General features: G+C 63.8%; 8 protein-coding genes. 7 read left to right on the top strand and 1 reads right to left on the bottom strand.

The annotated features are described in order from the left end of the window. The first annotated feature begins 229 nt into the window (after window positions 1-229). Window positions 230-865 carry a LysE family translocator gene (locus ACFDR9_RS15125; protein ID WP_409031510.1) on the top strand — a complete coding sequence of 212 codons (636 nt, stop codon included), beginning with the start codon at window positions 230-232 and terminating at the stop codon, window positions 863-865. Between the two features lie 148 nt (window positions 866-1,013). Continuing rightward, window positions 1,014-2,249: a TerD family protein gene (locus ACFDR9_RS15120; RefSeq protein ID WP_409031509.1), complete on the top strand. Its 1,236-nt coding sequence runs from the start codon at window positions 1,014-1,016 to the stop codon at window positions 2,247-2,249. Window positions 2,250-2,252: 3 nt separating this feature from the next. Here ACFDR9_RS15120 and uraH read toward each other — a convergent pair whose 3' ends face one another. Then, window positions 2,253-2,606 carry a hydroxyisourate hydrolase gene (gene uraH / locus ACFDR9_RS15115; protein WP_409031508.1) on the bottom strand — a complete coding sequence of 118 codons (354 nt, stop codon included), beginning with the start codon at window positions 2,604-2,606 and terminating at the stop codon, window positions 2,253-2,255. 107 nt (window positions 2,607-2,713) lie between these two features. Here uraH and puuE point away from each other — a divergent pair, with 107 nt between their 5' ends. From puuE to guaD, 5 genes are all read left to right on the top strand, one after another. Then, window positions 2,714-3,667 (top strand): allantoinase PuuE, encoded by a 954-nt coding sequence (gene puuE, locus ACFDR9_RS15110; protein ID WP_409031507.1) that lies wholly within the window; start codon window positions 2,714-2,716, stop codon window positions 3,665-3,667. Window positions 3,668-3,807: 140 nt separating this feature from the next. Continuing rightward, window positions 3,808-5,271: a xanthine dehydrogenase small subunit gene (gene xdhA, locus ACFDR9_RS15105; RefSeq protein ID WP_409031506.1), complete on the top strand. Its 1,464-nt coding sequence runs from the start codon at window positions 3,808-3,810 to the stop codon at window positions 5,269-5,271. Window positions 5,272-5,286: 15 nt separating this feature from the next. After that, window positions 5,287-7,632: a xanthine dehydrogenase molybdopterin binding subunit gene (gene xdhB / locus ACFDR9_RS15100; protein WP_409031505.1), complete on the top strand. Its 2,346-nt coding sequence runs from the start codon at window positions 5,287-5,289 to the stop codon at window positions 7,630-7,632. Next, window positions 7,632-8,684 carry a xanthine dehydrogenase accessory protein XdhC gene (gene xdhC / locus ACFDR9_RS15095; protein ID WP_409031504.1) on the top strand — a complete coding sequence of 351 codons (1,053 nt, stop codon included), beginning with the start codon at window positions 7,632-7,634 and terminating at the stop codon, window positions 8,682-8,684. Before xdhB ends, xdhC begins: the two co-directional genes overlap by 1 nt. Window positions 8,685-8,696: 12 nt before the next feature. Then, window positions 8,697-10,013 carry a guanine deaminase gene (gene guaD / locus ACFDR9_RS15090; RefSeq protein WP_026133293.1) on the top strand — a complete coding sequence of 439 codons (1,317 nt, stop codon included), beginning with the start codon at window positions 8,697-8,699 and terminating at the stop codon, window positions 10,011-10,013. Window positions 10,014-10,051 lie beyond the last annotated feature (38 nt).

Here is a 10,051-nt window from a genome sequence, read left to right as displayed (position 1 = left end):
TTATCGTCAGGCTTGTTATATTAAAAAACCCCACCAGCCCCAGCGCGCTCAAAATCGCGCTGGGCGCCGGTGGGGTTTTTTTCCGTCCGCGTTTTCGTGGGCTTTTGGTTTTGTCGGCGCCCCCTAGCACTCTAACTCATTCTATTTTTGGCAATTAAATTCGCACTAAGCGTCCTGCTCACGCTATCATTGGGGTGGAATTTCACACCCCTGGATAGAAAAGGTCATCATGAGTACGATAATTACACTGATTAGTATTGCTAGCGCCACCGCAATTGGTGCGATTAGCCCTGGACCAAGCTTCGTGATGATCGCCCGCACCGCCGTCACGTCGACCCGCGCAAACGGCCTGGCCGCCGCTTTTGGAATGGGGATCGGCGGCACCATCTTTGCCGTCGCTGTGCTGCTGGGGCTGCAAGCGCTGCTGGCTTCCGTACCCGTGCTTTACCTCGTATTGAAGGCGGCGGGCGGTGCCTATCTGGCCTATATCGGGTATCGAATCTGGAGGGGTGCCAATTCGCCATTGATGTTGTCGGCCGAGAGCTGCGAGGAAACACATCCGACGCTGCGACATTCCTTCCTGCTGGGGCTGGGCGCGCAACTGAGCAATCCAAAGACGGCGATTTGTTACGGTAGCATTTTCGCTTCGCTGCTGCCGAAAGAGGTGCCTGTGGCTTTGATGCTGTCCCTGCCGCTAGTGATTTTTACGATTGAGGCCGGCTGGTACAGCATTGTTGCCATGTTGCTGTCGTCAGTTTCGCCGCGCGACACCTATCTGCGCTATAAGAGCTGGGTCGACCGTGTAGCTGGCGGCGTGATGGGCTTGCTCGGCGTCCGTTTGATGGCGACTTCCAGCGAAGTCTGACCAGTCAGCTGCCGTTGTTAATGGACCCAGCAAAGCGCTGCGTGTAATGTTATCGCCGGCGTGCGCGATGTTTTTGCATCCATCTTCTATAATTCGCCAAAACTGACTGGTGTTCCGGTCACAAACCGATAACACAAGGAGCAGGGCAATGAGCGATTTCGGCCGCGGTCAAAAAGGTAAGCTGGCAGATATGGAATGCGCCGGCGCATTCCCGATCACCCTGAATCTTGCGGCGTCGGGCATGTCGGCTGACGTCGTCTGTTTCGGTTTGGATGAAGCCGGCAAGCTGTCGGACGACCGCTATATGGTGTTTTTCAATCAAAAAGCCAGTCCCGGCGGGGCGGTGACGCTGGAAACGGCTGGCGAGAAATCGGTCTTCGTCACGGACGTGGCCAAGTTGCCGGATTCTATCCATCGCCTGGTGTTCGCCGCGTCGATCGACGGCGAGGGCACCATGCGCCAATTGGGCCAAAGCTCGATGACGCTCGGTACCGGGATATTCAACTTTGCCGGTGCCGATTTCGACAATGAAAAAGCGGTTATCGTAGGCGAGGTGTATAAGCGCGACGGTCTTTGGCGTTTTGGTGCAGTTGGCCAAGGCTTTTCGGGTGGCTTGGCCGCGTTGTTGTCGCATTTCGGCGGCGCCGAGTCCGGACCCGTGGAAGCGGCGGCGCCGGTTCCGGCACCAAGCAAGATTTCACTGTCTAAAGTGAGCTTGACCAAGGTCGGCCAAAGCCATTCTATCTCGCTGGTGAAAGGTCCAGCCGCGCCGCGCAAACTGGTGGTGAAGGCGACGTGGGAAGACAACGGCGACGGCGAGGACGATAACGACGATCTGGACTTGCGTGTCGGCATTCTGTTGGCGGATGGACGGATGAAGTTTGTTTCGGCGCCGAATTTCCCTGGCGACTTCGACAGCGCCCCCTTCGTCAAGCATCTCGGCGATATTAAAGTGGCGTCGGCCAAGGAGCCGGCTACCGAAACCGTCGAAGTGAATCCCGCCATCGCCCAGCACTGCGGCGGCCGGGTAGCGCTGGTATTTAGCGTGTATTCAGCGGTAGGGAATGGCGCCGTGTCGGTGGCCTCTTTGAAACCGAAAATGCGGATGGAATACGGCGATCAAATCGTTGAATGCGCATTTGACTTTTCCGGTTCCAAGGCCGCCAAGGACAGCAGCGTTTACACCTACGTGATCGGCATGGCGGTTATCGACGGCGACAGCATCGTCTTGGCCCCATCCGGGCAAACGTCGGAGTCTGGCAGCGAGAGCACGCCCTGGCTCCAATGGGACGGCAAGCAAGCCAAGATGACAATGGACGGCCCAGTGGTATTCAAGGACGACGACGCCGACTTAGATTGCGACAGCCCGCACCGCTATTGCTGATCGTTAGCTGCCGCGATAGGTCGAGTACGACCATGGCGACACCACCAGCGGCACATGGTAATTCTGGTCGGCGTACGCAATGCCGAAGGCCAGCGTGACGAGGTCGATGAAGCGCGGCGAGGGCAGTTCCACGCCCTGGGCCGCGAAATAATCGCCGGCGTTGAACACCAGCTCGTATTGGCCGGCTTTCATGGTGTCGCCTTCCAGCAGCGGCGCGCCGCAGCGGCCGTCGGCGTTGGTGACATCCATCTTCAACAACACCTTGCCTTCCGCCCCGACGGAGAACAAGGCAACCTTGACGCCCGCTCCCGGTTTGCCATGCGCGATGTCCAATACATGTGTGCTCAGTTTGCCCATTGTGCGTTCCTATATGTCGAAGTTGAAAATGCTTATCTTGTAAATCATATACTGGTGCGCCGCAGTCACTATATTATTGGGCATATACCCACATTGGCGCCGCCCCCATGACCACTTACGATAATTACCCGCGCGATTTGATCGGCTACGGCCGCACGCCGCCCCATCCGCAATGGCCGAACCGCGCCCGCATCGCGCTGCAGTTCGTGCTGAACTATGAAGAGGGCGGCGAAAACAACGTCCTGCACGGCGACGCCGCGTCCGAAACCTTCCTGTCCGAGATTATCGGTGCGGCCGCTTTCCCGATGCGCCACCTTAGCATGGAGTCGATCTACGAATACGGTTCGCGCGCCGGACTGTGGCGCCTGTTGCGCATGTTCGAGGACCGCGGCTTGCCGCTGACGGTGTTCGGCGTGGCGATGGCGCTGAAACGCAACCCGGAGGCCGTCGCGGCCTTCCAGCAGCTGGGCCACGAGATCGCCTGCCACGGTTTGCGCTGGATTTCCTACCAGAACGTCGACGAGGCCACCGAGCGCTCGCATATGCAAGAGGCAATGGCCATCATCAAGGACCTGACCGGGGCCGCGCCGCAGGGCTGGTACACCGGCCGCGATTCGCCGAACACGCGCAAGCTGGTGGTCGAGCATGGCGGTTTCCGTTACGACTCGGATTATTACGGCGACGATTTGCCGTTCTGGGAGCAAGTCGCCCACACCGACGCGTCCGGCGCGGCGGCGTCGCAACCGCACCTGGTGGTGCCGTACACGCTGGACACCAACGATATGCGCTTCGCGGCGATGCAGGGTTTCAACTCCGGCACGCAATTCTTCGACTATCTGAAGGATGCCTTCGACGTGCTGTACGCGGAGGGCGATCCGAACGGCCTGAACCAGCCGAAGATGCTGTCGGTCGGCTTGCATTGCCGCCTGGTGGGACGGCCGGGGCGGGCCGCCGCCCTGGCGCGCTTCCTCGACTACGTGCAAAGCCACCAACAGGTGTGGATCACGCGCCGCATCGATATCGCCGAACACTGGCATTCGACGCATCCGTATGTAAAATGAAGCAATCGACGTGAAATAGGCCGGTACTGGCGTGATATGTAACTCTGCTGATAAGCGACATCAGCGTCAAACCATAATGGTGGCGCGCGCGGGTGTTAATCTGCAGGCTGAGACAATGCTGAAACAAAGCTGAGGCCACCATGTCAGAACCGATTCGATTTTACTACCGCGGCGCCGTGCAAGAAGTCGCCAATGTGTCGCCGACGCAAACCGTGCTACAGCACCTGCGCGAGGATTTGCATTGCACCGGCACCAAGGAAGGTTGCGCCGAGGGCGACTGCGGCGCCTGCACGGTGGTCATCGGCAGCTTGCAGAACGGCCAGCTGGAATTGAAGGCCGTCAATTCCTGCATCCAACTGACGCCTACGCTCGACGGCAAGGCCTTGTTTTCGGTGGAAGACTTGCAGCAGGCCGACGGTGCGCTGCATCCGGTGCAGCAGGCGCTGGTCGAATGCCACGGTTCCCAATGCGGCTTTTGCACGCCCGGCTTCGCCATGTCGCTGTGGGGCATGTATTTGAAGCAAGAATGTACGCCGCAACGGCGCGAAATCGACGACGCCTTGTCCGGCAACTTGTGCCGCTGCACCGGCTACCGCCCGATCATCGAAGCGGCCCAGCGCATGGGCGACTATCCCCGCGTCGAACTCGACCGTGCGGCGCTGACGCTGCAATTGCAGGCCCTGCGACGCGGCGAGATGGCGACATACAGCGCCCAGGGCCGGCAGTTCCACGCGCCGCGCACGCTCGACGAGCTGGTGCGGGTGCGCGCCGCCCATCCAAGCGCGGTGCTGCTGGCCGGCTCGACCGACGTCGGCCTGTGGGTCACCAAGCAGATGCGCGATCTGGGCGACATCATCTACCTGGGCCAAGTCGACTCCCTGAAAAGCATCACCACGACCGACGGCATGCTGGAAATCGGCGCCGGCGCCACCTTGAACGACGCCTACCAGGCGCTGTGCGTGCATTACCGGGAGCAACTGTCCGAGATGTGGCAGCGCTTCGCGTCGCTGCCCATCCGCAACGCCGGCACCTTGGGCGGCAACGTTGCCAACGGCTCGCCGATCGGCGATTCGATGCCGTGGATGATCGCGCTGGGCAGTGAAATCGTGTTGCGCGGCAGCGCCGGCCAGCGCGTGATGGCGCTGGAGGACTTTTACCTCGGCTATCAAAAGAAGGACTTGCTGGCGGACGAGTTCGTCGAAGCGGTGCGCGTGCCCTTGCCGCGCGCCGGCGTGCAGTTCCGCACCTACAAGCTGGCCAAGCGTTACGACCAGGATATTTCGGCGGTGTGCGCGGCGTTCGCCTTCACCCTCGACGGCGGCCTGATCAAAGAGGCGCGCATTGCCTTCGGTGGCATGGCGGCCACGCCGAAGCGGGCCACCCACGCGGAAGCCTTCCTGGACGGGCTGGAATGGAGCGAGGCCAACTTGAAGGCCGCCATGAAGTTGATGGAGCAAGACTACGCGCCGCTGTCGGACATGCGCGCCTCCAGCGCCTACCGCATGAAAAGCGCGCAAAACCTGCTGCGCCGTTTCTGGTTTGAAACCCGTATCGACGCGCCGCTGGCCGTTACCGGCGTCAACGCTTTTGCCTGCCGCGCATAATTTCGAGGAATCAGCATGAACCATCCAGGCGTACCAGAATTGAAAGCGGCGTGGGCGGCGGTCGGCGTTGCGCGTCCGCACGAGTCGGCGCAGTTGCACGTGCTTGGCCAGGCCACCTATACCGACGACATTCCCGAACTGCAAGGCACGCTGCACGCCGCGCTCGGCCTGTCGCAAAAGCCGCACGCGAAGATCGTCGCCATCGACCTGGCGGCGGTGCGCAAGTCGGCCGGCGTGGTCGCCGCCTACGTCGCGCGGGACATCCCCGGCAGCAACGATTGCGGACCGATCATCCACGACGACCCCATCCTCGCCGACGGCCTGGTGCAATACGTCGGCCAGCCCATTTTCATCGTCGTCGCGGACAGCCACGACAACGCCCGCCGCGCCGCGCGCCTGGGCAATGTGACGTACGAGGAATTGCCGGCGATTATGACGCCGCAGGCGGCCAAGGCGGCGCAGTCGTACGTGCTGCCGCCGATGCACCTGAAGCGCGGCGACTACCAGGCCGCGTTCGAGCGCGCGCCGCACGTCGTCAAGGGCGAATTGTATGTGGGCGGCCAGGAACAGTTTTATCTGGAAGGGCAGATTTCCTACGCGATCCCGAAGGAAGACAAGGGCATGCTGGTGCTGTGCTCGACGCAGCACCCGAGCGAGATGCAGCACATCGTCGCGCACACGCTGGGCGTGCACGCGCACAACGTCACGGTTGAATGCCGGCGCATGGGCGGCGGTTTCGGCGGCAAGGAATCGCAGTCCGGCCTGTGGGCGGCGTGCGCGGCCATCGCCGCCGCCGCGCTGAAGCGCCCGGTCAAGCTGCGCGCCGACCGCGACGACGACATGCTCGTCACCGGCAAGCGCCACTGCTTTTTTTATGAATACGCAGTCGGCTACGACGCCGACGGCAAGATTCTCGCGGCCAAGGTCGACATGGTGTCGCGCGCCGGTTTCTCGGCGGACTTGTCCGGCCCGGTCGCCACGCGCGCCGTCTGCCATTTCGACAATACCTATTACCTGTCCGACGTCGATATCCGCGCCGCTTGCGGCAAGACCAACACCCAGTCTAACACCGCCTTCCGCGGCTTCGGCGGGCCGCAGGGCGCCATCGCCATCGAGTACATCATCGACGACATCGCCCGCAACCTGGGCCGCGACGCGCTCGACATCCGCCGCCTGAATTTCTACGGCCGCAACGACGCCGAGGGCCGCAACGTCACGCCCTACGGCCAGAAAGTGGTCGACAACGTCATCGTCGAATTGAGCGCCGAGCTGGAGGCCAGCAGTGAATACCGCGCCCGCCGCGCCGCCGTCGACGCCTTCAACGCCACCAGCCCGGTGCTGAAAAAAGGCCTGGCCCTGACCCCGCTCAAGTTCGGCATCGCCTTCAACGTCACGCATCTGAACCAGGCCGGCGCGCTGGTGCACGTCTACGTCGACGGCTCGGTGCTGGTCAACCACGGCGGCACCGAAATGGGGCAGGGCATCAACACCAAGGTGTTGCAGGTGGTCGCGCATGAACTGGGCCTGGACTTCGAGCATGTGCGCGCCACCGCCACCGACACCAGCAAGGTCGCCAACACCTCGGCGACGGCGGCCTCGACCGGCGCGGACCTGAACGGCAAGGCGGCGCAGGACGCCGCCCGGCAAATCCGCGAACGCCTGAGCGCCTACGCTGTCGAACTGTACGGTGGCGACGTGGCCGACGTCGCGTTTTTCGACAACGCCGTGCACGTGAACGAGCATGTCCTGCCGTTCACGGAACTGGTGCAAAAGGCTTACCTGGCACGGGTGCAGTTGTGGTCCGACGGCTTCTACGCCACCCCGCATTTGCACTGGAACCCGACAACCATGAACGGCCACCCGTTCTCGTATTACGCCTACGGCGCGGCGGTGTCCGAAGTGGTGGTCGACACCCTCACCGGCGAGTGGAAACTGTTGCGCGCCGACGCGCTGTACGACGCCGGCCAGTCGCTCAACCCGGCCATCGACCTGGGCCAGGTCGAAGGCGCCTTTATCCAGGGCATGGGCTGGCTGACGACCGAGCAATTGTGGTGGAACGCCGGCGGCAAGCTGATGACGCACGCGCCGTCGACGTACAAGATACCGGGCGTCTCCGATTGCCCGGAAGACTTCCGCGTGCGCCTGTTTAAGAACCGCAACGTGGAGGACAGCATCCACCGCTCGAAGGCGGTCGGCGAGCCGCCGTTGCTGCTGCCGTTTTCGGTGTTTTTCGCGATCCGCGACGCCGTCTCCAGCGTCGCCGGCCACCGCGTCAACCCGCCGCTGAACGCGCCGGCCACCAGCGAGGAAATCCTCAAGACCATCGCCGCGGTCGAGTCGGCAATCGAAGGGATGGCGTGATGGATAACTGGCTGACAAGCGCCGGCGACCAAGCCGCGGTGCTGGTGACGGTGGCGATCGTCGAGGGTTCCGGCCCGCGCGAAGCCGGCGCGAAAATGCTGGTGAGCGCCGATCGCTTATTCGACACCATCGGCGGCGGCCACCTGGAAATGCGCGCCATCGAAGTCGCGCGCGGCATGCTGGCGGGCGACGCCGCGCCGGCCCGCATTGAACGGTTTGCGCTCGGCCCCAGCCTGGGCCAGTGCTGCGGCGGCGTCGTGCACCTGGCGTTCGAACGCGTCGACGCCGGCCTGCTGGCGGTGCTGGACGCCTTGCGCCAGCGCCGCCAGGAAGATAGCTGGCGCGTCAGCGCCATCGACGGCGCGGCCGCCTCGGCCTTGTTCGACGCGGCCGGCAAGACCATCACGGGCGCCGACCTGGTGGTGCCGTCGGCGTTTGCGCGCGAACGCGCCGCCCACGTGCTGCGCGACGAGGCCGGGCGGCGCTGGCTGGTCGACCCGTGCCTGGCGCCGCGCGCCCATCTGACCTTGTTCGGCGCCGGCCACGTCGGCGCGGCCATCGTGCGCGCGCTGGCCGAGTTGCCGTGCAACGTCACCTGGGTCGACGAGCGCGAAGACATGTTTCCCGCAACGGTGCCCGGCAATGTCCGCATCGAAGCGTCCGACACCCCGGAGGCGCTGGTCGGCGAGGCGCCGGCCGGCGGCAGTTTCCTGGTCATGACGCACAGCCACGCGCTCGACCAGCGCCTGACCGAGGCCGTCATGGCGCGCGCCGACGTCGGCTGGTTCGGCCTGATCGGCTCGCAGACCAAGCGCAAGCAGTTCGAGCACCGGCTGCGCGCGCGCGGCGTGGCCGCCGAGCGCATCGACGCGATGGTGTGCCCGATCGGCATGCCCGGTATTACCAACAAGGCGCCGGCGGTGATCGCCATCGCCGTCGCCGCGCAACTCATCACGGTGTGGGAGGCTGCTGCGGCGGCCGCCGGCACCACCGCACCGCTCAGGCTGGTAGCCTCCGGCGGCGCGTCCAAAGCAACTCACCAGTACAAGTAAAAGAAAGATTTCATGTCTACTGCAACAACCACCTTGCAAGCCTACCGGGCCAGCTTGCTGCACTTCCACGCCGATCCCGCCTTCAACGAGCAAGCCCATAGCTGGTTTGAAGACGGCCTGCTGCTGGTCGCCGATGGCAAGATCCAGGCGGCCGGCGATTACGCCCAGCTGCACGCCAGCCTGCCGCCCGGCACCGACGTGCTCGACTACCGCGGCAAGGTCATCATGCCCGGCTTTATCGACACCCACGTGCATTTCCCGCAAACCGACATGATCGCCTCGCCCGCGCCGGGCCTGCTGCCGTGGCTGGAAACCTACACCTTCCCGACCGAGCGCCAGTTTTCCGACCCGGCGCACGCGCGCGACGTCGCCGAGTTCTTCCTCGACGAGCTGCTGCGCTGCGGCACCACGACGGCGATGGTGTATTGCACCGTGCATCCGGAATCGGTGGACGCCTTCTTCAGCGCCAGCGAAGCGCGCCAGTTGCGCATGGTAGCCGGCAAGGTGATGATGGACCGCAACTGCCCGGAATTCCTGCGCGACACCGCCGAGAGCGGCGCCCGCCAGACCGAGGACTTGATCAAGCGCTGGCACAAGCGCGGCCGCGCGCTGTACGCGATCACGCCGCGGTTCGCCCCGACCTCGACCGAAGCCCAGCTGGAACTGGCCGGCGAGCTGGCGCGCGCCTACCCGGACACCTATCTGCAAACCCACGTGTCGGAAAACCTGGACGAGTGCAAATGGGTGCAGTCGCTGTTTCCGCATTCGCGCAGCTACATCGACGTCTACGACCACTACGGCATGCTGCGCCCGCGCGCGGTGTTCGGCCATTGCATCTGGCTCGACGAGCGCGACCGCGAACGCATGGCCGAAACCCAGTCGGCGGCGGCGATCTGCCCGACCTCCAACCTGTTCCTCGGCAGCGGCCTGTTCGACTTCGAGCGCGCCGACGCGGCCCGCGTGCCGCTGTCGCTGGCGACCGACGTCGGCGGCGGCACCACGTTCTCGATGTTGCAAACGATGAATGAAGCCTATAAAGTAGCGCGCATGAAAGGCAGTTATCTGCCGGCAATGCGTATGTTTTACCTGGCGACACTGGGCGGTGCGCGCAGCTTGCAGCTCGAAGGCACGATCGGCAACTTCGTCGCCGGCGCGGAAGCGGACTTCATCGTCCTCGACCCGAAGGCGACGCCGCTGCTGGCGCGCCGCACCGAGCGCTGCAACAGCCTGGAAGAGTTGTTGTTCGCGCTGGCGCTGCTGGGCGACGACCGCACGGTCGCGGCCACCTACGCCGCCGGGCGCCGGGTGCACCAACGCGTCGCCGGCTAAGAAGGTCGTTGGATTACCGGCGGCGCATTCCCGGAGGC

The organism is Janthinobacterium sp. CG_23.3 (genome assembly GCF_046115965.1).
Classification (GTDB): Bacteria; Pseudomonadota; Gammaproteobacteria; order Burkholderiales; family Burkholderiaceae_D; genus Janthinobacterium.
The sequence above is the reverse complement of the archived record's forward strand: the minus strand, read 5'-3'. Positions and strand labels throughout refer to the sequence as shown.